This is a genomic window from Lentzea sp. NPDC059081, assembly GCF_042738015.1.
Taxonomy (GTDB): domain Bacteria; phylum Actinomycetota; class Actinomycetes; order Mycobacteriales; family Pseudonocardiaceae; genus Lentzea.
In genome coordinates this window covers 134646-158160 of record NZ_JBHYGW010000016.1, presented here as the reverse complement: position 1 = coordinate 158160, position 23515 = coordinate 134646, and the positions used below count along the sequence as shown (strand labels likewise).

Annotated in this window: 14 protein-coding genes and 1 tRNA gene; 6 read left to right on the top strand and 9 right to left on the bottom strand. The window is 68.8% G+C overall.

What is annotated here, in order from left to right; translation table 11 throughout:
• Positions 1–666: 666 nt before the first annotated feature.
• From rho to argS, 6 genes are all read right to left on the bottom strand, one after another.
• The gene (gene rho, locus ACFWV3_RS29985) at positions 667–2643 is read right to left on the bottom strand and encodes a transcription termination factor Rho (protein WP_382415993.1); all 1977 of its coding nucleotides are present in this window, start codon (positions 2641–2643) and stop codon (positions 667–669) included.
• A gap of 321 nt (positions 2644–2964) precedes the next feature.
• Positions 2965–3816 carry a homoserine kinase gene (gene thrB, locus ACFWV3_RS29980; protein ID WP_382415991.1) on the bottom strand — a complete coding sequence of 284 codons (852 nt, stop codon included), beginning with the start codon at positions 3814–3816 and terminating at the stop codon, positions 2965–2967.
• A complete protein-coding gene (gene thrC, locus ACFWV3_RS29975) occupies positions 3813–4868 on the bottom strand; it encodes a threonine synthase (protein WP_382415989.1) in 1056 nt (351 codons plus the stop codon). The genes thrB and thrC overlap by 4 nt, the downstream gene beginning before the upstream one ends.
• A complete protein-coding gene (locus ACFWV3_RS29970; protein WP_382415987.1) occupies positions 4865–6157 on the bottom strand; it encodes a homoserine dehydrogenase in 1293 nt (430 codons plus the stop codon). Before ACFWV3_RS29970 ends, thrC begins: the two co-directional genes overlap by 4 nt.
• Before the next feature lie 27 nt (positions 6158–6184).
• The gene (gene lysA, locus ACFWV3_RS29965) at positions 6185–7603 is read right to left on the bottom strand and encodes a diaminopimelate decarboxylase (protein WP_382415986.1); all 1419 of its coding nucleotides are present in this window, start codon (positions 7601–7603) and stop codon (positions 6185–6187) included.
• On the bottom strand, positions 7603–9237 hold the full coding sequence (gene argS, locus ACFWV3_RS29960; RefSeq protein ID WP_382415984.1) for an arginine--tRNA ligase: 1635 nt from the start codon (positions 9235–9237) through the stop codon (positions 7603–7605). Before argS ends, lysA begins: the two co-directional genes overlap by 1 nt.
• A 169-nt stretch (positions 9238–9406) precedes the next feature.
• On the opposite strand from argS, the gene ACFWV3_RS29955 reads away from it, so the two are divergent.
• From ACFWV3_RS29955 to ACFWV3_RS29945, 3 genes are all read left to right on the top strand, one after another.
• Positions 9407–10243 (top strand): DUF3105 domain-containing protein, encoded by an 837-nt coding sequence (locus ACFWV3_RS29955; protein WP_382416106.1) that lies wholly within the window; start codon positions 9407–9409, stop codon positions 10241–10243.
• Positions 10243–10932 (top strand): DUF305 domain-containing protein, encoded by a 690-nt coding sequence (locus ACFWV3_RS29950; protein WP_382415982.1) that lies wholly within the window; start codon positions 10243–10245, stop codon positions 10930–10932. The genes ACFWV3_RS29955 and ACFWV3_RS29950 overlap by 1 nt, the downstream gene beginning before the upstream one ends.
• A gap of 497 nt (positions 10933–11429) precedes the next feature.
• Positions 11430–13304: an acyl-CoA dehydrogenase family protein gene (locus ACFWV3_RS29945; protein WP_382415980.1), complete on the top strand. Its 1875-nt coding sequence runs from the start codon at positions 11430–11432 to the stop codon at positions 13302–13304.
• A 220-nt stretch (positions 13305–13524) separates the two neighbouring features.
• Here the strand turns inward: ACFWV3_RS29945 and ACFWV3_RS29940 are convergent, their stop codons facing one another.
• Entirely contained in the window at positions 13525–14694 is a 1170-nt protein-coding gene (locus tag ACFWV3_RS29940) for an ROK family protein (RefSeq protein ID WP_382415978.1), read from the bottom strand.
• Between the two features lie 152 nt (positions 14695–14846).
• Between ACFWV3_RS29940 and ACFWV3_RS29935 the strand changes: the two genes are divergently transcribed.
• Positions 14847–19079, top strand: coding sequence for a GH92 family glycosyl hydrolase (locus ACFWV3_RS29935; RefSeq protein ID WP_382415976.1), 4233 nt, complete (start codon positions 14847–14849; stop codon positions 19077–19079).
• Between the two features lie 260 nt (positions 19080–19339).
• Here the strand turns inward: ACFWV3_RS29935 and ACFWV3_RS29930 are convergent, their stop codons facing one another.
• Positions 19340–20248 (bottom strand): cation diffusion facilitator family transporter, encoded by a 909-nt coding sequence (locus tag ACFWV3_RS29930; protein ID WP_382415974.1) that lies wholly within the window; start codon positions 20246–20248, stop codon positions 19340–19342.
• 148 nt (positions 20249–20396) lie between these two features.
• Between ACFWV3_RS29930 and ACFWV3_RS29925 the strand changes: the two genes are divergently transcribed.
• Positions 20397–20471: transfer RNA gene (locus tag ACFWV3_RS29925), tRNA-Arg, on the top strand.
• Positions 20472–20585: 114 nt separating this feature from the next.
• Here the strand turns inward: ACFWV3_RS29925 and ACFWV3_RS29920 are convergent.
• The gene (locus ACFWV3_RS29920; protein ID WP_382415973.1) at positions 20586–22157 is read right to left on the bottom strand and encodes an SWIM zinc finger domain-containing protein; all 1572 of its coding nucleotides are present in this window, start codon (positions 22155–22157) and stop codon (positions 20586–20588) included.
• A 261-nt stretch (positions 22158–22418) separates the two neighbouring features.
• On the opposite strand from ACFWV3_RS29920, the gene ACFWV3_RS29915 reads away from it, so the two are divergent.
• On the top strand, positions 22419–23210 hold the full coding sequence (locus tag ACFWV3_RS29915) for a hypothetical protein (protein WP_382415971.1): 792 nt from the start codon (positions 22419–22421) through the stop codon (positions 23208–23210).
• The last annotated feature ends 305 nt before the right edge of the window (positions 23211–23515 follow it).

Sequence of the window (23515 nt, the reverse complement as noted above, 5' to 3'; positions counted from 1 at the left end):
CCGTCGACATCGTCGAGCAGCAGCGGGAGAACACATCAGCGACCTAATGAACAGTGCTCACGCCCAGCGGACGGGCACGACATCCCAGCAGCGATCCCGTTCTCCCGGCACCGGTGAGGGCACGATCTTCGGCAAGGACTCCACCGTCCAGGCGAGACAAGTGCTCACCCACCAGCGCTACCGGAACCGAGCCTGCCAGACGACCGGCCCACCACTCATTAGGCGAGCAGTGACAACCCCCGCACTTCCAACCACGATGCCGAAGGCGAGCCGTCTTCCCTGACGCCGCTGGGCAGCGGTAAACCCACTCGTGGTTAGGCGATTGGGGCTTGACTTTGGGTGCGAGGTGCTACCACTAGTGGATCGGCCGGTTGCGGAGCATCCGGCCTTTTCCGGCCGAACCAGCGCCTCGCAAGGGCCCCGAAGTCAAGCCCCAATCGCGGATCGTCGCGCAGCGGCGATGAACCCAGGTCTTCGTCCGAGGTGCATGACCACGCTGGAACAGGCACGGAACCGCATTGGCGACCACGCTGGAACAGGCACCTGACCGCAACCGCAACCACGCTGGAACCAGGCCCAAAACTCCTCGGCATTAGAGTGAACAACGCAAAATTGCCCCCGCTGACCAGCAGCGGAGGCAATTTCACGTGAAACTTACACCGAAAATCAGTCCTGCTCAGCCCCAGGCGTGGTCTTCGCCACCTGCATCAAGAACTCGATGTTGGTACGAGACTTCCGCAGCCGGTCCAGCAGCAGATCGATCGCCTGCTGACCATCCAACGCGTGCAGCACCCGACGCAGCTTGTGCGTCACAGCCATCTCGTCCGGAGAGAGCAGCAGCTCCTCCTTGCGGGTACCGGACGAGTCGACGTCCACGGCCGGGAACGTCCGCTTGTCCGCGATCTTCCGGTCGAGCTTGAGCTCCGCGTTGCCGGTGCCCTTGAACTCCTCGAAGATCACCGAGTCACCCGCGGAACCGGTCTCCACCAGCGCCGTCGCGATGACGGTCAGCGAGCCGCCGCCCTCGATGTTGCGGGCGGCACCCAGGAAGCGCTTCGGCGGGTACAGCGCGGTCGAGTCGACACCACCGGACAGGATGCGGCCGGAGGCCGGGGCCGCCAGGTTGTACGCACGGCCCAGGCGGGTGATCGAGTCGAGCAGCACGACCACGTCGTGGCCCATCTCCACCAGGCGCTTCGCCCGCTCGATCGCGAGCTCGGAGATGGTGGTGTGGTCCGACGGCGGGCGGTCGAAGGTCGAGGCGATGACCTCGCCCTTCACCGAGCGCTGCATGTCGGTGACCTCTTCAGGACGCTCGTCCACGAGCACGACCATCAGGTGGCACTCGGGGTTGTTCTTCGTGATCGCGTTGGCGATCGACTGCAGAACCGAGGTCTTGCCGGCCTTCGGCGGCGACACGATCAGGGCGCGCTGGCCCTTGCCGATCGGCATCACCAGGTCGATGACGCGGGTGGTGAGGATGTGCGGCTCGGTCTCGAGGCGCAGACGCTCGTTCGGGTAGAGCGGCGTCAGCTTCGTGAAGTCCGGGCGGTTGCGCGCCTCGTCCGGGTCCAGGCCGTTGATCTTGTCGACGCGGACCAGCGGGTTGAACTTCTGGCGCTGCTGCTCGCCCTCGCGCGGCTGGCGGACGGCGCCGGTGATGGCGTCGCCTCGGCGCAGGCCGTACTTGCGGACCAGCGACAACGACACGTAGACGTCGTTCGATCCGGCCAGGTAGCCGGAGGTGCGGACGAACGCGTAGTTCTCCAGCACGTCCAGGATGCCCGCGACGGGGAGCAGGACGTCGTCGTCGCGGACCTCGGTCTCGCGGTCCGGACGCTCGCCGCCCTCGTTGCGGCCACCGCGGCGGCGGCGGTCGCGGAAGCGGCCACGGCGGCCGTCGCCGTCGTCGTCACCCTGCTGGTTGCCGCCCTGGCGGTCGTCCCGGCCACCGCGGTCGCCGCGCTCACCGCGGTCGCGGTTGCGGTCACGGCCGCCCCGCTCGCCCCGGTCGGAACGGTCGCCGCGCTCGGAACGCTCACCGCGGTCCTGGCGTTCGGAACGCTCGGGGCGCTCGCCCCGGTCGGACCGCTCGGAGCGTTCGCCGCGCTCAGGGCGCTCGGCACGCTCAGAGCGCTCGGCGCGCTGCTCGGACTGCTGGCCCTCGCCCTCGGCGCCACCGCCACCGCGGCCGGAACGGCGGCGACGGTTGCCCCGGCGGCCGCCCTCCTCACCACCGGTGCCGGTCTCGGCGGGCGCAGCGGCGGCGGGCTTCTCCGCCACGTCGAGCTGCTGCTGAACAGGCTTTTCGGCGGGCTTCTCGGCGACCGGGGCAGCCGCGGGCTTCTCCGCGGGGGCCTGGGCCTTCGCCGCGGCCTTGGCGGGCTTCTCCGCCTTGGCGGCGGGGGCGCCGGCGCCCTGCTTCTCCTTGATGGCCGCGATCAGGTCGCCCTTGCGCAGACCTGCGGTTCCGGAAATGCCCAGCGTGCCGGCGAGCTCACGGAGCTCAGCGAGGACCATGCCGGACAGACCCGCGCGCCGGCGCGGCGTCGTGCCGTTCGAAGGGGTGGACAGAGCGGTCTCCTCGGCTCCAGAACCAGACGCAGCTGCGACATCGCTGCTCAGCAAATCGGTGTTGCTCACACATGTCCTTCCTGACCAGGCCCCGCCTCCTACGCGGCCCAGCGGACCCGCCTTCCCGCTTCAACTGGGGAACGGCGGTCAGTCCGATGCAGACGGAAGCACACACCGCTTCCGGCAAGCACGGGACTTTTCTCAGGTCACACGGCGATCGGGTGCCTCTTTTGCGTCCGCCCCGCCCGCACGGCACAGAGCCGGAACACAAAAGGATTGCGACCCGGAACGAGTGTCCGGGCGCGACACCGGCGCCCGTGCGCGCGGTGACTGATCGCCCCCGAGGGTAGACGCCCCTCTTCCACCATGCAACAACCGGGGTCGGGCGTGTCAGTCCAATGGACGAACGCGCACGCCGGCCTTGTCGACGTCGAGTCTCCGCACGTCGAAGCCGTGCACGTCGACCTCGGGAGGAAGATCGCCGAACGCGATCACGGTGGGTCCCGCTCCGGACACGCAGGCGGGAACCCCGAGCTTGCGAAGATCGTTGATCACGCGGACGGTGTCGGGCCACGCGGGCTCGCGGTAGTCCTGGTGGAGGCGATCCTCAGTAGCGGCAAGGAGTACGGACGGATCGGACGTCAGCGCGTGCACGGCCAGGGCAGCGCGCCCGGCTGCGTGCGCGGCGTCCGCGTGCGGCACCTCGGCCGGGAGCAGGCCGCGGGTCGTCTTGGTGGACGACTCCTGCGACGGGATCAGCACGACCGGGCGCACGCGTGCGTCGGGGTCCATCCGGACGGCGCGGTAGCACTCGCCCTCGGACCACGCGACGACCACGCCGCCGAACAGGGACGCGGCGGCGTTGTCCGCGTGACCTTCGAACTCCGCTGCGATTTGCAACGCGTCCGTGTCCAACTCGCGACCCGTCAGGGTGAACCCCGCTGCGACACCCGCCACGATCGCGGCGGCCGACGAGCCCAGCCCGCGTGCGTGCGGAATGGTGTTGCGGCACCTCAGCGCGAGCCCGCCGGTGTAGCCGGTGGCGCGGACCGCCCGCACGACGAGGTGGGTCTCGTCGAGCGGGACGTCTCCCGATCCGGCACCGTCGACGGTGATCGAGAGGTGACCGTCCGCAGCGGAGGCCACCTCCACGTCGTCGTACATCCCGAGCGCCATGCCCAGCGCGTCGAACCCCGAACCGAGGTTCGCGGTCGACGCGGGGACGGAGACGAGGAACTTCACGCCAGCTCCAGCGCGTGCGCGACGGCGCCGGGGTCGACCGGGACCGGCTCGACCTCGGTGGTGCCGAGCAACGCGGTGTCGGGGTCCTTCAGACCGTGACCGGTGACCGTGCACACGACGGTGGACCCGTGCGGCAGCCTGCCGTCCTCGGCGGTCATCAGCAGACCGGCGATGGACGCGGCCGACGCGGGTTCCACGAAGATGCCCTCCGACGACGCCAGCAGCCGGTAGGCGGCCAGGATCTGGTCGTCGGTGACGGCGTCGATCAGGCCACCGGACTCGTCGCGCGCGTTCACGGCTCCGGTCCACGACGCCGGCGACCCGATCCGGATCGCGGTCGCGATGGTCTCCGGGTTCGGCACCGGCTGGCCGCTGACCAGCGGCGCGGCACCGGCGGCCTGGAACCCGAACATCTTCGGCAGGCCCTGGTCGTAGGACGTGTAGCCCTTCCAGTACGCGGTGATGTTGCCCGCGTTGCCGACCGGCAGGCAGTGCACGTCCGGCGCCCGCCCGAGCACGTCGCAGACCTCCCAGGCGGCGGTCTGCTGGCCGACGAGCCGCACCGGGTTGACCGAGTTCACCAGCGTGACCGGGTACTCGGCGGCGGTCTTGGAGGCGAGCTCCAGGCAGTCGTCGAAGTTGCCGTCGATCTGCAGGATCTTCGCGCCGTGCATCACGGCCTGCGCGAGCTTGCCCATCGCGATCTTGCCGCTGGGCACCAGCACGGCCGCCGTCAGGCCCGCCTTGGCCGCGTAGGCAGCCGCGGACGCCGACGTGTTGCCGGTGGAGGCGCAGATGACGGCCTTCAGGCCGGACGCGAGCGCGTACGTCATGGCCACGGTCATGCCGCGGTCCTTGAACGACCCGGTCGGGTTCGCGCCCTCGACCTTGACGTAGACGTCGCACCCGGTCGTCTCGGACAGCCGGCGCGCGTGCACCAGCGGCGTGCCGCCCTCGTGCAGCGTCACGACCTCGGCGCCCGCGGGGATCTCGATGCGGTCCCGGTAAGCGTTGATGAGGCCGGGCCAGCCGGCTCTCGCGGCGCCAGTCATTCCTCGCCCTCCACCCTCATCACGCTCACGACCTCCCGCACGACCGGGAGGCCGCCGATCTTGTCCACAGTGGACCGCAGCGCGGCGTCGGTCGCCGCGTGCGTGACGATCACTAGACTGGCGTCCTCTGTCCGGCCTTCCTGGCGCACCGCGGCGATGCTGACGTCGTGCTCCGCGAACACGGCGGCGACCTGCGAGAGGACACCCGCCTTGTCCGCCACGTCGAGCGCGATGTGGTAGCGCGTGGGCGTGTTCCCCATGGGCTGCGCGGGAAGCGCGGCGTAGGCCGACTCGCGCGGACCACGTCCGCTCGCGACCTTGTTGCGCGCCACGGCGACCAGGTCGCCGAGCACCGCGCTCGCCGTCGGGGCGCCACCGGCGCCCTGCCCGTAGAACATCATCTCCCCCGCCGCGTCTGCCTCGACGAACACCGCGTTGAACGCACCGTTGACGCTCGCCAGCGGATGCGTCCGGGGGATCATGGCCGGGTGGACTCGAACGGCGACTGACTCCTGGCCGGACGGGCTGACGACGCGCTCGCAGATGGCGAGCAGCTTCACCGTGCGCCCCAGGCCCTTGGCCGCCGCGATGTCCGCCGCCGACACCGAACGGATGCCCTCGCGGTACACGTCCGACGCCGTCACGCGGGTGTGGAACGCAAGCGACGCGAGGATCGCGGCCTTGGACGCGGCGTCGAACCCGTCGACGTCCGCCGTCGGGTCGGCCTCGGCGTATCCGAGCCGCGAGGCCTCCTCGAGCGTCTCGGCGTAGCCGGCGCCCGTGGCGTCCATCGCGGACAGGATGAAGTTCGTCGTGCCGTTCACGATGCCCATGACGCGCGTGATCCGGTCGCCCGCGAGGGACTCCCGCAACGGGCGCAGCAACGGGATCGCGCCGGCGACGGCGGCCTCGAAGTACAGGTCGGCACCGGACGCGTCGGCCGCCTCGAACAGGTCGGAACCGTGCTCGGCGAGCAGCGCCTTGTTGGCCGTCACGACGGACTTGCCGTTGCGCAGCCCCTCGAGCAGCAGGCCGCGCGTCGGGTCGATGCCGCCGATGACCTCGACGATCACGTCGACGTCGTCGGACTTCACGAGCGCCGCGGCGTCCGTGGTGAGCAGGTGCGCCGGCACCTCGCGGTGTTTGTTCGGCCTGCGCACGGCGATCCCGGCGAGCTCAACCGGCGCGCCGATGCGCTGGGTGAGGTCCTCGGCCTGGTCCGTCAGCAGCCGGACTACCTCCGTGCCCACCGTGCCGCATCCGAGCAACGCGACGCGAATGGGCTCCACGGAGCCCGTCTCTTTGACTGACACTGCCTATACCTCCAGACGGAACAGATCGTCCTCGGTCTCGCGACGCAGCAGGAGCCGCGCCTCCCCGTCGGTCACCGCGGCGAGCGCGGGCCTCGGAAGTCGGTTGTACCCGCTCGCCATCGAGTAGCAGTAGGCCCCGGTCGCAGCGATCGCCACCAGGTCGCCCGGCGCGAGGTCGTCGGGCAGCCAGCAGTCGCGCACGACGATGTCGCCGGACTCGCAGTGCTTGCCCACGACGCGGCACAGCACGGCCCGCGAGTCGGGTTCGGAGGCGCGGGAGACCAGCTTGCAGTCGTAGACCGCGTCGTAGAGAGCAGTGCGGATGTTGTCGCTCATGCCGCCGTCGACGCTGACGTACCGGCGCCGCGCGCCACCGTCGAGCTCGATGTCCTTGATCGTGCCGACCTCGTACACGGTGACCGTGCCGGGGCCGACGATCGCGCGGCCGGGCTCGACCGCGATGCGAGGCATCTCCAAGCCGTTGTGCTCGCACTCCTTCTGCACGATGTTGTGCAGCTGCCGCGCGAGCTCCGCGGGCGGGGGCGGGTCGTCGTCCGGCGTGTAGGCGATGCCGAGGCCGCCGCCGAGGTCGACGACGTTCAACGTCGGGACGGCGCCGTGCTCGGCGCGGATGTCGGCGAGCAGGCCGATCACCCGGCGGGCCGCGACCTCGAAGCCGGACGCGTCGAAGATCTGCGAGCCGATGTGGCTGTGCAGGCCGACGAGCTCCAGCCCGGCGGCCTTCAGCACGCGCCGCACCGCCTCGGCCGCGTCGCCGGAGGACAGCGAGAAGCCGAACTTCTGGTCCTCGTGCGCGGTCGCGATGAACTCGTGCGTGTGGGCCTCGACGCCGACCGTCACGCGGATCAGCACCTTCTGCACCACACCGCGTTCGCGCGCGATCTGGTCGAGGCGCGCGATCTCGTGGAACGAGTCGACGACGATCCCGCCGACGCCCGCCTCCACGGCCGCGATCAGCTCGGGAACGCTCTTGTTGTTGCCGTGCAACGCGATCCGCTCGGCCGGGAAGTCGGCCCGCAGCGCGATGGCCAGCTCGCCGCCGCTGCAGACGTCGATCGAGAGGCCTTCCTCGGCCACCCACTTCGCGACCTGCACGCTGAGGAACGCCTTGGACGCGTAGTGCACGAGCGTCGGGTCGCCGAACGCCTCGGCGTGCTCGCGGCAGCGCGCGCGGAAGTCCTGCTCGTCCATGACGAACAACGGGGTGCCGTACTGCTCGGCGAGCCCGCGAACGTCCACACCGGCCAGTTCGACGACACCGGTCTCGGCACGCTTGGCGTTGCGTGGCCACACGGCCGGGTGCAGGTAGTCGAGCTGGTCGGCGGTGGAGGGGCGGTCGCCGGCGGTGGTGCCGGGGACCATGACGTCGGCGTGCCGGGGTCCGGCCGGGTGCGCGCGCATCACATGCGCTCCGGGGCGGTCACGCCGAGCAGGCCGAGGCCCGCGGCGAACACGCGCCTGGTCGCGTTGACGAGCTGAAGCCTGACCTGGTGCAACGGAGTTGTCTCCTCGTCGCCGCGCGGCAGCACGCGGCAGTCATCATGGGTCTGGAAGCGGTGGTACGCACCCGCGAGGTCTTCGAGGTAGCGCGCCACTCGGTGCGGTTCGCGCAGCTCGGCGGCGGATGCCACCACGCGCGGGAACTCGCCGATGGTGCGGATGAGCTTGCCTTCGAGCTCGTGGGTGAGGAGGGCGTAGTCCTCACCGGGCGTCACGCCGAGGTCGGCGGCGTTGCGCTGGATCGACGCCGTGCGCGCGTGGGCGTACTGCACGTAGTAGACCGGGTTCTCGTTGTTGTGCTTGCGCAGCAGGTCGAGGTCGATGTCCAGGGACGAGTCGACCGACGAGCGGATCATGGCGAACCGCGCCGCGTCCACGCCGACCGCGTCGACCAGGTCCTCCATCGTGATGACGGTGCCCGCGCGCTTGCTCATCCGGACCGGCTGGCCGCCGCTCACGAGGTTCACGAGCTGGCCGATCAGCACCTCGACGACGTCCGGGTCGTCGCCCAGCGCGGCCGCCGCGGCCTTGAGCCGGGCGACGTAGCCGTGGTGGTCCGCGCCGAGCATGTAGATGCACAGGTCGAAGCCGCGGCCGCGCTTGTCGACGAGGTAGGCGATGTCGCCCGCGATGTACGCCGGGTCGCCGTCGCTCTTGATGACGACCCGGTCCTTGTCGTCACCGAAGTCGGTGGACCGCAGCCACCAGGCGCCGTCCTTCTCGTAGAGCGAGCCGCTGGCCTTGAGCTTCGCGATCGCCTCGTCGACGCGACCGCTCCTGTGCAGCGAGTCCTCGTGGAAGTAGACGTCGAAGTCGGTGCCGAACTCGTGCAGGGCGCGCTTGATCTCGTCGAACATCAGCCCGACGCCGACCTCGCGCACGGTCTCGGGGTCGCTCAGCGCGCCGGGCTCGCGGCGCAGCACCTCGGCGGCGATGTCGCTCACGTACGTGCCGTTGTAGCCGTCCTCGGGGGCCGGCTCGCCCTTCGCGGCGGCGATGAGCGACCGGACGAACCGGTCGATCTGCGCGCCGGCGTCGTTGAAGTAGTACTCGCGGGTGACCTCGCCGCCACGGGCCTGCAGGACCTTGCCGAGCGCGTCGCCCACGGCCGCCCAGCGCGCGCCGCCGAGGTGGATCGGGCCGGTCGGGTTGGCGGAGACGAACTCCAGGTTGATCTTCTTGCCGCTCAGCTCGGTGCCCGTGCCGTAGCCGTCCGCCAGCGCCGCACGAACGATCGCTCCCTGCGCCTCGGTGGCGATCGTGAGGTTCAGGAAGCCCGGTCCGGCGACGTCCGCCTTGGCGATGGCGTCCTGGGTCAGCAGTGCCTCGGCGAGCCAGGTGGCGAGCTCGCGGGGCTGGACGCCGACCTTCTTGGCGAGCTGGAGCGCGACGTTCGTGGCGTAGTCGCCGTGCTCGGGGTTTCTGGGGCGCTCGACCGTCACCTGCCCGGGGAGAGCGGCAGCGTCCAGACGTCGGTCGGCCAGCAACCGGGCAACCGTGGTCCGGACCAGATCGGCGAGAGCTTCGGGTGTCACGACAGATGAGTTTAGAGAAGCGTTGTCGCAGGTCTCGACCGGGTTATCGGGTCCTAGAGGGTGAGACGGCAAGTGTTAACGCGCACGTGGTATCGCCCTGCGCTGACAGCGACCAGACACGGAGTCCCTACACTGGCGCCGGTTGACCAGGACGACATCTGAGGCGGACATGACCAGCGGCAAGAAGACGAAGGCCACGCGCAACAGCGTGGCCGCGGCCCGTTCCTCGGTGGTGGCGAGCAAGCCGAAGCCGTGGGGCACGATCATCGCGGTGATCGCCGTGCTGGGCCTCGCGGGCGGTGTTTTCGGGTATGCGTACTCGCAGATCCACGCGAACAACGTCAAAGAGGCCGCCCTGGCCAAGTGGAAGCCCTCGGACACGAACAAGGACCCGTCGACGCAGCTCGCGGGCATCGTGACCAAGGAGTACAAGGGCTCCCGCCACGTCGAGCCGACGCAGCGCGTCGCCTACGACCAGACCCCGTCGTTCGGCGGCCCGCACGACGCCCAGTGGGCCGACTGCACCGGCGTCGTCTACGACAAGGCCGTCCGCACCGAGAACATGGTCCACGGCCTGGAGCACGGCGCCGTCTGGATCGCGTACAACCCGGACCAGGTCAAGGACGACCAGCTGACGAAGCTCAAGACCAAGGTCGAGGGCATCCCGTACATGATGCTGTCGCCGTTCCCCGGCCTCGACAAGCCGATCTCCCTGCAGTCCTGGGGCCACCAGCTGAAGGTCGAGAAGGCCGACGACGAGCGCGTCGACCAGTTCATCTCCTCGCTGCTGCGCAACCCGAACACCTACCCCGAGGTCGGCGCGTCCTGCGAGAACACGGCGTTCCTGTCGAACCCGGCCCCGTTCGTGGCCGAGAAGCCGGGCGCCGACGCCGTGCCGATGGACGGCGGCAAGGACGACTCGCAGACCGAGGGCCAGCAGGGCCAGCAGCCGAACATGAGCACGCCGCCCGCGTCGGGCTCGGTCTCGACGCCCCCGTCGAGCTGATGACCGCTCCTTCCGACGAGACCGGGCGCCCCTCCGGGGTCGCCCGGATCCTCGTGATCGGCGCCGCGGTCCTGGCCGTCCTGCTCCTGGGCGCGGCCGTGGGCCTGCTGGTGAAGCTCCCCGGCTCGACCTCCACGTCCGCAGCGCCGGCCTCCGGCTCCGTGGACGTGGGCTTCTGCCAGGACATGTCGCAGCACCACCTGCAGGGCATCCAGATGGCCAACATCGCCCGCGACCGCTCCACCGACACCGAGGTCCGCCAGCTCGCGTTCGACATCGCCTCCACCCAGCTGGAACAGGTCGGCCGCATGAAGGGCTGGCTGATGATGTGGAACGAGCACGAGCAGAACATCTCGGGCGTCTACATGTCCTGGATGAACGACTCGGGCGTCCACGGCCACGGCGCCACGACCCCGGAGTCCGGCAAGCCGCTGATGCCCGGCATGGCCGTGACCGAGGAACTCACCAAGCTCCGCACGATGCCCGCCGGCCGCGACTTCGACGTGTACTTCCTCCAACTGATGCTCCGCCATCACATGGGCGGCGCACCGATGGCGGAGTACGCCTCGACCCGCGCGAGCCAGCCGTTCGTGCGCACGCTGTCGGAGAACATGCTGAAGTCCCAAGCCTCAGAAACCGAACTGATGAAGGACTACCTGGCGAAGCGCGGAGCCGCCCCGCTGCCGTAGCCGTGTCCGTCCAGCGAAAGGGCCGTCCCCACCGGGGGCGGCCCTTTCGCTTCCAAAGCGAAGCCGAAGGCGAGCACAAACAACCCCCGCACCGCCAACGGCGAAGCCGAGGCGCCCAAGCGATGCCGAAGGCGAGCCGTCTTCCCTGACGCCGCTGGGTAGCGGTGCACCCACTCGTGGTTAGGCGATTGGGGCTTGACTTTGGGTGCGAGGTGCTACCACTCGTGGATCGGCCGGGTGCGAAGCATCCGGCCTTTTCCGGCCGAACCAGCGCCTCGCAAGGGCCCCGAAGTCAAGCCCCAATCGCAATCGTCGCGGAGCGGCGATGAACCCAGTCTTTCGTCCGAGGTGCACGACCACGCTGGAACAGGCACCCAACCGCCCAGAGCAACCACGCTGGAACTGGCACCCGAATCCAACGACCTGGTCCAACGCCAACCCGTGGACATCCGCCTACCCCTGAGTAACGTAGGTCACACCCCTACTCGGAGGTAACCATGACCGTCGACGAGCGAGCGGCCCGGCAGGTCGCCGAACAAGCACGGGAAACCCGCTGGCAGCGACCGAGCTTCGGCAAGGAGCTCTTCCTCGGTCACTTCCGCCTGGACCTCATCCACCCCCACCCCACAGGCTCGGCACAAGACCACCGCAGAGGCGAGGAATTCCTCGAAAAACTCCGCAAGTTCACCGAAACACACATCGACAACGCCAAGATCGAAAAAGACGCCCAGATCCCCGACGACGTCCTCAAAGGCCTCAAAGACCTCGGCGCGTTCGGCATGAAGATCAAGCCCGAGTACGGCGGCATCGGACTGACCCAGGTCTACTACAACAAGGCCCTGATGCTCGTAGGCAGCGCCAACCCGGCCATCGGCGCAATGCTGAGCGCACACCAGTCCATCGGCGTCCCCCAGCCGATCGCGATGTTCGGCAACGAGGAACAAAAACAGGAGTTCCTCCCCAGGTGCGCCAAGGGCGAGATCACCGCCTTCCTCCTGACCGAACCCGACGTGGGCAGCGACCCAGCCAGACTCGGCACCATCGCCAAACCAGACGGCGACGACTACGTCCTCAACGGCGTAAAACTCTGGACCACCAACGGAGTCGTGGCCGACCTCCTGGTCGTCATGGCCCAGGTCCCGGACAAGGGCATCACCGCGTTCGTCGTGGAAGCGGACGCCGAAGGCATCACCGTGGAGAACCGCAACGCGTTCATGGGCCTGCGGGGCCTGGAGAACGGCGTCACGAGGTTCCACAACGTCCGAGTCCCCAAGAAGAACGTCATCGGCAAGGAAGGCGCCGGCCTCAAGATCGCCCTCGCCACGCTGAACACCGGCCGGCTGAGCCTGCCCGCCCTGTGCGCGGGCAGCGCGAAGTGGTGCCTCAAGATCGCCCGCGAGTGGAGCAGCGAACGCGTCCAGTGGGGGCTGCCTGTTGGTAAGCACGAGGCCATCGCGGGCAAAATCGCCTTCATCGCCGCTACCGCCTACGCGCTGGAAGCCGTGCTGGACCTCAGTTCCGAGTTGGCCGACGCGGGCAGCCACGACATCCGCATCGAGGCCGCGCTGGCCAAGCTCTACGCGAGCGAGAAGGCCTGGCTGGTGGCCGACGAGCTGGTGCAGATCCGCGGCGGACGCGGGTACGAGACGGCGGAGAGCCAGGCGGCGCGCGGCGAGCGCGGCATCGCGGCCGAGCAGGTGCTGCGCGACCTGCGGATCAACCGCATCTTCGAGGGTTCCACCGAGATCATGCACCTGCTGATCGCCCGCGAGGCCGTCGACGCCCACCTCAGCGTCGCCGGCGACATCATCGACCCCGACGCCGACCGCCAGGCCAAGGTCAGGGCCGCGGCGAAGGCGGGCGGGTTCTACGCGAAGTGGTTCCCGACGCTGGTCGTCGGCAAGGGCCAGAGCCCGGCCGGGTACGCGGAGTTCGGGCCGCTCGCGAAGCACCTGCGGTTCGTCGAGCGCTCGGCGCGCAAGCTGGCACGGCAGACGTTCTACGCGATGTCGCGGTGGCAGGGGAAGATGGAGCGCAAGCAGCGGTTCCTCAGCCGGATCGTCGACATCGGCGCCGAGCTGTTCGCGATCAGCGCCGCGTGCGTGCGGGCCGCGCAGGACGAGAACCCGAACTCGAAGGTGCTGGCCGACGCGTTCGCCAGGCAGGCGCGCGTCCGGGTCGACGAGCTGTTCGAGAAGCTCTGGACGAACACCGACGACAGCGACCAGGCGCTGGCCAGGCAGGTCCTCGACGGCGGCTTCACGTGGCTGGAGGAGGGCGTGGTCGACGCGTCCATCCCCGGCCGGTGGATCGCGGACTCGGCGCACCGGGAGTCGGCGGCGGCGAACGTCCACCGCCCGACGCCGCGCTAGTTCCGTTGCTGCACTGGGCAGGCTGATGGTGGTGCGGCGCGGCACCTGCCCAGTGCACTCGGCCGGTAGGGGGCTACGTCCCCCGCATCCCCCTACCGACTCCCCTTGCAACGGAAGGACACAACCCTCCAGGAGGAGGTGCGGTAACGCTAAGCCACAAAACACCGTTAACAGTTACGACGATTGAGTGAACTACCAGGTGAGGTGCACTCGACTACTCTCAGAGAGTGACTTCGAAGACCAGCTCGCGGGCCGCTTCCAGGCCCATCGCGATGGCTCCGGAGAGCACCGCGCCGTCGCCGAGCGAGCCCGCCACGACCTGAGGCGCCAACGGGGTCATCGTGCGGAGCGCCGTCTCCAGCGGTTCGAGCAGCAGGTCGACGTTCGACCCGATCCCCCCGCCCAGCACGACCAGCTCCGGGTCGATCACCGCGGCGACCGAGGCGACCAGGAACGCGAGCCGTTCCGCTTCCACCCGCACGATCTCCGCGGCGGCGGCGTCGCCTCCGCGCGCGAGCCGGAACACATCTCGCGCCGACCGCGCCGGCAGCTCGCGAGCACGTGCCTGCGCCACAACGGACTCCGCCGCGACGGCTTCCTCGAACTGTCCACGATGGACGTCCGAAGAGGACCTGACGAACGGCAGGAATCCCACCTCGCCCGCCGCCCCGTGCGCACCGCGGAACAGCTTGCCGTCCACCACGATGCCCATGCCCACACCGGTGCCGACCGTCGCGCACACGAACACGCTGACGTCGCGCGCCGCGCCGTACACGTGCTCGCCCAGTGCGGCCAGGTTCGCGTCGTTCTCCACGACCACCACCGGCCCGAGCGACGACTCCAGCCCGTCGAGCACGCCCGCGGACTCCCAGCCCGGCAGGTTGGGCGCGTGCCGCACGACCCGGGACCGCTGGTCGATCACGCCGGGGCTGCCGATCACCTTCACGACGACGTCGGTCAGCGCGAGCCCGGCGTCGGCCACGGTGCGCGCGGCCAGGCCCGTCACCGTGCGCACGAGGGTGGCGGCCGACTTGCACCGGTTGCGCTCGTCCACGCGGGCCACCACGGCACCGCCCAGGTCGGCCACGGCGACCCGGATGCGCTCCCGCCCGATGTCGACGCCCAGCACGTACGCCGCGGCCGGGTTCGGCTCGTAGACCACCGCCGACCGGCCGGGACCGGTGGTCGTGCGGCCGGTGGGGCGCACCAGGCCGTGGCGTTCGAGGTCGGCCAGCGCCTGGCCGACCGTCGGCTTGGACAGTCCGGTGTCCTTGGCGACCTGCGGGCGGGTGGCGGCACCCAGACGGCGCAACCGGTCCAGCACAGCGCGTTGGTTCAGCACGCGCATGCCCGCGGGCGTACCCACCTCTGGGGGCTTGCGGTCCGTCACCTGCCCGATTCTAGATCTTGAAGCTCCCCGTCAGCGCGCAACTGTTGAAAGGACAGGTTGCGCGACAATTACCGTCTTGTCCCTTGACAACGATGTCACGTGCAGAAACGCTCCCACCCAAAAGACGCAGGTCTGGCGGCGGAAGGGTTGCGATGAGGCAACTGGGGAAGAGACGAACCAGAACTCTGGTGAGTGTCGCGATCACTGCGACACTGGTGTGCGGCGTCACCAACGGCTACGCGGCCGCCGCACCAGAGGAGCAAGGCGTGGGCTTTTCCTCGTCCTTCGAGGACGGTCAACCACAACCGTCCTGGGCCAACACGGTAGAGACCGACGCGGCGGGCAAGCCGAAGTCCTCGGGCGTGATCGGGTCGGACGGCTCCGGCATCCCGGGCAACGTCTCCGACAAGGTCCTGGAGGTCCAGGCCAACGGTGAGTTCGCGGACGCGGGCGAGGTGAAGGAGAACCTCGTCGACGGCAGCGTCAACACCAAGTGGCTGGTCTTCACGTCGACCGGCTGGGCGTCGTTCCGCTTCGGCGAGCAGCAGACGATCAAGAAGTACGCGCTCTCGTCCGCCAACGACGCTCCCGAGCGCGACCCCAAGAACTGGACGCTGCAGGGCTCGAACAACGGCACCGACTGGACCGTCGTCGACACCCGCGCCGGTGAGACGTTCGCCGAGCGCTTCCAGACCAAGACCTACGACATCGCGACTCCCCAGGCGTTCTCGCGGTACAAGCTCGACGTGACGCTGAACAACGGCGGCGACAACGTCATGCAGCTCGCCGAGGTGCAGCTCTCCGACGGCACCACCACGCCCCCGCCGCCGAACATGCGCAGCGTCGCCGGCAGCGGCCCCACGGGCGGGTACGCGTCCAAGTCGCGGGTCGGCTGGACGGGCGTGAAGTCGTTCCGCGCCCAGGGCCGCCACACCGCAGAGGGTCGCGCGTACAGCTACAACAAGGTGTTCGACGTCGACGTCAAGGTCGGCGCGAAGACCGAGCTGTCGTACATGATCTTCCCGGACTTCGTCACCGACAACCTGAGCTACCCGAGCACGTACTCGGCGGTGGACCTCGCGTTCTCCGACGGCACGTACCTGAGCGACCTCAAGGCGGTCGACCAGCACGGCGCCGTCCTGTCGCCGCAGGGCCAGGGCGCGGGCAAGTTCCTCTACACCAACCAGTGGAACAAGGTGGCGTCCACGATCGGCGCCGTCGCGGCCGGCAAGACGATCAAGCGGATCCTGGTCGCCTACGACGGTCCGAAGGGCCCGACGGAGTTCGGTGCCTGGTACGACGACATCCGGATCGGCGACGTCGTCACCAAGCAGTACGCGAAGCCGTCGGACTACGTGCTGACCACGCGCGGCACGAACTCGAACGGTTCCTTCTCGCGGGGCAACAACTTCCCGGCGACCGCGGTGCCGCACGGCTTCAACTTCTGGACCCCGATGACCAACGCGGGTTCCATCTCGTGGCTCTACGAGTACCAGCAGCGCAACAACGCGCAGAACCTGCCGACGCTGCAGGCGTTCACGACCTCCCACGAGCCCAGCCCGTGGATGGGTGACCGCCAGACGTTCCAGGTCATGCCGTCGAACATCGCGCCGACCCAGGACCGCGCGCTGCGCGCCCTGCCGTTCCGGCACGACAACGAGGTCGCGAAGGCGCATTACTACGGCGTGACCTTCGAGAACGGCATGAAGACCGAGATCGCGCCGACCGACCACGCGGCGGTCTTCCGGTTCACGTTCACCGACGAGGGCCAGAAGAACCTCGTGTTCGACAACGTCAACAACTCCGCGGGCCTCACCCTGGACGCGGCGAACGGTGTCGTCACGGGCTACTCGGACGTGAAGAGCGGTCTCTCCACCGGCGCGACCCGCCTGTTCGTCTACGGCAAGGTCGACAAGGCGGTCACGGCGAGCGGCCGGCTGACCGGCGCGGGCCGCGACAACGTGGGCGGCTACTTCTCGTTCGGCGACAAGACCGTCGAGATGCGCATCGCCACGTCGCTGATCTCGGTCGACCAGGCCAAGTCGAACCTGGAGCAGGAGGTCGCGGGCTCCGACACGTTCGAGTCGGTGCGCGACCGCGCGCAGGCCGCGTGGGACAAGATCCTCGGCATCCTCTCCGTCGAGGGCGCGTCGGAGGAGCAGCTGATCACGCTGTACTCCAACATGTACCGGCTCTACCTCTACCCGAACTCGGGCTTCGAGAAGGACGGCGACAAGATCCAGTACGCGTCTCCGGTGGCTCCCGCCGTCGGTGAGAACACGCCGACCAAGACCGGCGCCAAGATCGTGGACGGCAAGGTCTACGTCAACAACGGCTTCTGGGACACCTACCGCACGACCTGGCCCGCCTACTCGTTGTTCACGCCTTCGCAGGCGGGCGAGATGGCCGAGGGCTTCGTCCAGCAGTACAAGGACGGCGGCTGGATCTCGCGCTGGTCCTCCCCCGGCTACGCCAACCTGATGACCGGCACGAGCTCGGACGTCGCGTTCGCCGACGCCTACCTCAAGGGCGTCACGAACTTCGACATCAAGGCCGCCTACGACGCCGCGGTGAAGAACGCGTCCGTCGTGCCGCCGAACCAGCAGGTCGGCCGCAAGGGCATGGACCGGTCGGTCTTCCTCGGCTGGACCGGCAACGACCAGCTCGACGAGGCGTGGTCGTGGGCGATCGAAGGCTACGTCAACGACTTCGGCATCGCGTCGATGGCGAAGGCGCTGCACGAGAAGACGGGCGAGAAGCGGTACGCCGACGAGTACGAGTACTTCATCAACCGCGCCCAGAACTACGTGCTGACGTTCGACAAGCGGATCGAGTTCTTCCAGGGCCGCAACGTCGACGGGTCGTGGCGGGTGGAGGACCCGGCGGCCTACAACCCGCAGGACTGGCGCTACGACTACACCGAGACCAACGGCTGGAACATGGCGTTCTCGGTGCCGCACGACGGGCAGGGTCTCGCGAACCTGTACGGCGGGCGGGACAAGCTGGCCGCCAAGCTCGACTCGTTCTTCAGCACCCCGGAGACCGCGAAGTTCCCCGGCGGCTACGGCGGCGTGATCCACGAGATGATCGAGGCGCGGGACGTGCGGATGGGCCAGTACGGCCACTCCAACCAGCCGTCGCACCACATCGCCTACATGTACGACTACGCGGGCAAGCCGTCCGGCACGCAGGAGAAGGTGCGCGAGATCCTGTCGCGCCTGTACGTGGGCTCGCAGCAGGGCCAGGGCTACGCCGGTGACGAGGACAACGGCGAGATGTCGGCCTGGTACCTGTTCTCGTCGCTCGGCTTCTACCCGTTGCAGATGGGCAAGCCGGCGTACGCGATCGGCTCGCCGCTGTTCACCAAGGCGACCGTGAAGCTCGAGAACGGCAAGAAGCTCGTCGTCAACGCGCCGAAGAACAGCACGAAGAACATCTACGTGCAGGGCGTGAAGGTCAACGGCAAGCCGTGGAACAAGACCTCACTGCCGCACGACGTGCTCGCGGCCGGCGCCACGATCGACTTCGACATGGGCCCGAACCCGTCGAAGTGGGGCACCGGCGCCGACGACGTGCCGGACTCGATCACCAAGGGCGACGCGGTCCCGGCCCCGTTGCGCGACGTGGCGACCGGCGTGTCGACCGCCGAGCTGGTGGACAACAACTCCGGCACCTCGGCCGTGGTCGGCTCCATCGACTTCAAGGCGTCCGACGCCAAGGAGAAGGCGGAGTTCTACACCCTGACCAGTGCCAAGTCCGGCACGTCCCCGTCGGCGTGGGAGCTGAAGGGCTCCTACGACGGCAAGACGTGGGCGACCGTCGACAAGCGCAGCGGCGAGAACTTCCAGTGGCAGCAGTACACCCGGTCGTTCAAGATCGCCTCGCCGGGCCGGTACAGCCAGTACCGCCTGGAGTTCTCGGGTGACGTGGCGCTGTCGGAGCTCGAGCTGCTGTCGAAGCCGCTGCCGGCCGCCACGACCACGGTGACGGGCACGGTCAACGGCCCGCTGCAGGTCAAGGGCGTGACCTATGTGGACGGCGCCACGGTGAGCGGCCCGGTCACGGTGGCTCGCGGCGCGACGCTGTACGTCTTCGGCGGCGAGATCAAGGGCCCGATCTCGGCCTCGGACGCGGCCTCGGTCGTGCTCGTCGGCGCGAAGGTCAACGGCCCGGTGACGGTGAACGGCTCCGCCACCGAGGTCGCGGTCGAGAACAGCACGATCAGCGGCCCCGTGTCGCTGACGACGAACAAGACCCGGTCGGTCGTGGCGTTCTCCACGGTCGGCGGCCCGCTGTCCTGCGTCGGCAACACCCCGGCGCCGGTCAACAACGGCTTCGCGAACGACGTGAAGGGTCCGAAGGCAGGACAGTGCACTGGGCTGTAACGCCCAACTGATCCACGCTTGCCGGGAAAGCCGCGTTCCGTCACGGAGCGCGGCTTTTCCCATTCACCTGAAAGGATCTATCCCCTTCGGACATACTCCGATGAGATCTTGGCGGTTCGTGCTGCGGCGACGGGGAGGCTCTTGTGGTGCCGTTCGAACGAGGTCGCGTCTGGGTGGCGGTTCCCACGCCTCGCACCGAGACCGTTCCGTCACGAACAGGAACCCCGTCCACGAAGGACGATCTGCGGGATCTCCCCGCATCACCAGGAAAGCTCCCGGCACCGCTGCGCTGACGAGCCGCCTTCGACCTGCAGCGTGGCGTGCTCGATGTGGTACTTGGACGCCAGCAGCGCCTGAGCGGCCTTGAGCACGTTGTCGTGGTCGGCCTTCTCCGTGGTCGTGAGGTGGGCCGAGGCCACCTCCATCCCGCTGGTCAACGTCCAGACGTGCAGGTCGTGCGCCTCCGTGACGCCCTCGATCTGCCCGAGCGCCTTCTGCATCTCGGTCACGTCCAACCGCTCCGGCGCGTGCTGGAACAGGATGTGCAGGGCGTTCTTGGCCAGCCCGTACGTCCGCGGCAGCACCCAGATGCCGATCAGCACACCCATGATGGGGTCGGCGTACTTCCACCCCGTCGTGATGGTGACCAGGGCGGAGAGCAGCACGCCCACCGACCCGATGAGGTCGGCCAGGACCTCCAGGTAGGCCCCCCGGACGTTGATGCTGTCCTGGGCGCCCTCCTTCAGCACGCTGAAGCTGACGAGGTTGGCCACCAGCCCCAGGCTCGCGGCGATGAGCACCGGCCAGCCCGGCACGCTGGGCGGGTCCTGGAACCGTCCGACGGCCTCGTAGATCACGTACCCCGCCACGCCGAACAGCAGCACGGCGTTGGCCAGCGCGGCGAGCACCTCGGCGCGGTAGAAGCCGAACGTGCGGTTCTTCCCGGCCTTGGCCCGCTTGGCCACGATGATCGCCGTGAGGGCCATGCCGACACCGAGCACGTCGGTGAGCATGTGGGCGGCGTCCGAGATCAACGCGAGCGACGATGTGGCGAACCCGACTACGAACTCCACCACCATGAAGACCGCGCCGATGCCGAACGCGACCCACAACTTGCCGGCGTGCTGCCCGCTCGCCGACGCCGTCCCGTGTCCATGGCCGTGACCCATGCTCGGAACATATAGCGACATGCGCATGAGTGCAATCCGGGCTATTCCCGGTTGAACGATCCCGTGACGGAGACCACGTCTCGTTGTTCTTGGGGGTGGGTGTCATCGGGGGCCGGCTGGGTGCGCTAGGATCTTCCACGTAGCTACGGCCCCCGTAGCTCAGGGGATAGAGCACCGCCCTCCGGAGGCGGGTGCGCAGGTTCGAATCCTGCCGGGGGCACCAAAGACGAAGGCGATTCGTGTTCGCGTCCAGCGCGAACCGGGTCGCCTTCGGGCTTTTCGGGGCCGTGCTCCCCAGACCCGCGAACCTCGGTACGAGTTTCCTGTTCCCAGCTGATCAGGGCAGCCGAGCCCAATCGAGTTCCTGGCGAAGGGCCCATTTCGTGCGGTGCGCGTCGCGCACGGCGGTCATGTGCGCGCGGAAGTCGTCGTCGCGGTCGCAGCGGGAGAACAGCGTCTTGGCCTCGGCCAGCAGACGAACGGCCGCCTTGTAGGAGTCGCGGTTGCGCACTTCGATCGCTCGGTCGGCGGCGCGGAGCAGGATCGGAACGGCGTCGGCCGGATGCTTCGCGGCGCGGACGCGCGCGAGGCGGAGCCACAGAACTTCCGAGCAGCCGCCGTCGACCGCAGCCTGCCAGGCGGCGTCGTGCTCCTCGTCTGCCAGCAGGATCTCCACCAACGTCGAGCGGCCCGGTGACCAGGATCCCTTCACCGGCCGCAGGTCGGCGAGGAAGGCCAGTGCGCGTTCCCGCCACTGCGGAAGATGGCCGACGGTGACGTCGCACAGCGCGCGGAAGGTCTCCAGGCTCGGCCGGTCGGTGAAGTTGGCCCACAGCATCTCGCTCGCCATGTCACGTCGTCCAGCGCGTACGTGGATCTCCGCGGCCAGATCGCGCAGACGGAAGTCGGGGTCGAAGTCGGCCAGGCCGCGCTCCAGCCACGTCAGCGCCTCGTCGTCACGGTCGTCGGCACACAGCCTTTCCGCGATGCGGAGCACGTCGTAGGAGCTCGTCACGTCCCTGGCCAGCACCTCGATCAGTCCGTCCGCTCCTCCCGACGACTCGGCCAGGTTCTCCATGAGATGGGTGATGACGAAGCGGCGGGCGCTGTAGTCGTTCGGCTTCTTCGGTGGGAGCTTCCGCCATGCCTGCTCGACGAGTTCCCGGTACCGTGCCAGGCCCGCGGCGCCCAGCACCTCCTCGTATGCGGGCAGCACGTCGAGGAACACCTCGTATTCGGTGCTCACCGCGCGCGTGACCAGACGTTCGGCCAGTTCCACCGGGTCCGGTGAGCCCGCCTCGCACGCCGCCAGATGGATCTCCTCCACGCGGGTGATCGCCTCGGACAGCCCGCCGTCGGAGTCGTCCACGCGTTCGGCCGAGGACTCCAGCAGTTCCAGCGCATGTTCGGCGAGGACGATCGCAGCGTCAGCGAATCCGGCTGCGACCAGCCGTTCGACCTCATCCAGAGCGCCACCGACGTGCAGGAAGTAGCCGTACGCCTCGCCGTAGTCGACGAAATCGGGGATCTCGATCGCGCGTGCCAAGCGGTCTCTGATGTCCCGGTCGTCGAACGCGTTCTTCTGTCCGGCCGCGGCGGCGAGCCGGGCACGCAACACGCGATCGGTTTTCGCCGTCGTCATCAGCTGCTCGACCAGCCACTCCTGATCACAACCGAGCAGGAACGACCGCAGGCGCTTGTCCGACAGCGGCTTCGCATGCGGCTTCCCCACGTCACCGCCTTGCTCCAGCCACGCCAGCGAAGCGGCGACGCAGTGCTTGCAGAACACGCCATCGGCCCCATAGGGGCAGGAGCAACGCCCACGCAGCCCCTTCGGCGTGACGTCGAGCCGCACGCGGTAAGTCCGCGTGCCGTCGACCGTTGCGGTCACGGTGGTCCCGTCCACCACGACCCGCCGAACCTGGCCTGCCGCGAAGTACCGCTCGCCTCGCTCGAACGACCTCTCGTCGGCCAGCTTCCGCACAGTGCTCCTGCTCACCACCACGGCTGGTCATCCTGCCAGGCAAGCGCTAGGAGCGTTCCCCGCCGGACTCACCTCCACCAAGCGCTAGGGCTCGCAGCCCCGTTCGCCGAGACTGGCAGGATGTGACGCAGTGGAATCGTGCCGCTCGAACGCGCGTTTCCTTTCCCTTCCAGAGGATTGGACGCAATGGGACGCTCGTCGGTGTTCACCTTCCAGTACATCGCCATCGACACGGAGGCCGGTGTCACGCCGGAGGAGTTCGAGACCTTCGTGCGTGCCGAAGGCGTTCATTTGCCCTTGTACCCGGGGTGGCGGTGGACGCTGCTGCGCGGGTTGCGCGGCGAGCGGACCGGGCAGTACCTGATGCTGTACGAGATCGAGAGCGCCGAACAACGCGACCGCTACGTCACGGCCAGGGGTGAGCAGACCGAGGAGGCCAGGCTGTTCTGGGCGCGGCACCCCGAGGCGGAGGCGGTGCTGGCGCGATGGCGGCGGCTGGGCACGTTCGGTGAGCTGCCGACGTTGTTCACCGACTACCGGCTGCTGGCCGACAACCCCCGCAGCACCGTCACGCCCGGCCCCCGCTACCGCGACCGTCCGGGCGAGGAGCCCGTCGCCAGGGTCGTCGGGATCCACAACCTGGCGTTGCGCGCCGGCGTGACCGAGGAGATGTTCGACCGCTTCATCGCCGAGAACCACCACCGGATCGACGACTACCCGGACTGGCGGTTCCACGTGCTCAAGGGCGAGCGGGGCAACCGCCTCGACCAGTACGTGATGATGATGGAGATCGCGAGCCTGGACGCGCTGGACGTCTTCTACCCCGAGCCCGACATCGCCACCGGCGAGGCGGCGGAGTTCGCGGCCGCGCACCGCGACACCAAGCAGATGTACGAGGAGTGGAAGCAGCTGGCCTCGTTCTCGGGCTCGCCGCAGATCTACACGGACTATCTCGCCGTCGCGGAGAACCCGGCATAGTCCTCACACGATTGGGCCGGCGTGGGATCAGGTGGTGAGTCGCACATGGCGGCGGTGACCTCGGCGCAGGATTTCGTAACGGGGCGTCCCGGTAGGTGATGTCAGTCCGGCGGCGCCGCTCTCCGCCTGTCCCGCGGCCCGTCCACGACGATGCTGCTCTCAAGCACCAACCCAGGTCAGTGCGCCTTTGCGCTCAGGCACAGTGCTGGGGGGGGGGCAGGGGGGGGGGGCCACAACTCTTCAACCTTCTTTCCGGAAAGGAAGCATTTTTTTTGGGGGGGAAAGAGGGCTCCCCCCCCGCAGCT

Coding starts and splice junctions, on each gene's coding strand:
- lysA (WP_382415986.1), bottom strand. CDS start 7,603: ATGCGCGCGCACCCGGCCGGACCCCGGCACGCCGACGTCATGGTCCCC.
- ACFWV3_RS29955 (WP_382416106.1), top strand. CDS start 9,407: ATGACCAGCGGCAAGAAGACGAAGGCCACGCGCAACAGCGTGGCCGCG.
- ACFWV3_RS29935 (WP_382415976.1), top strand. CDS start 14,847: ATGAGGCAACTGGGGAAGAGACGAACCAGAACTCTGGTGAGTGTCGCG.
- ACFWV3_RS29945 (WP_382415980.1), top strand. CDS start 11,430: ATGACCGTCGACGAGCGAGCGGCCCGGCAGGTCGCCGAACAAGCACGG.
- ACFWV3_RS29915 (WP_382415971.1), top strand. CDS start 22,419: ATGGGACGCTCGTCGGTGTTCACCTTCCAGTACATCGCCATCGACACG.
- ACFWV3_RS29950 (WP_382415982.1), top strand. CDS start 10,243: ATGACCGCTCCTTCCGACGAGACCGGGCGCCCCTCCGGGGTCGCCCGG.
- thrC (WP_382415989.1), bottom strand. CDS start 4,868: ATGACTGGCGCCGCGAGAGCCGGCTGGCCCGGCCTCATCAACGCTTAC.
- ACFWV3_RS29930 (WP_382415974.1), bottom strand. CDS start 20,248: ATGGGTCACGGCCATGGACACGGGACGGCGTCGGCGAGCGGGCAGCAC.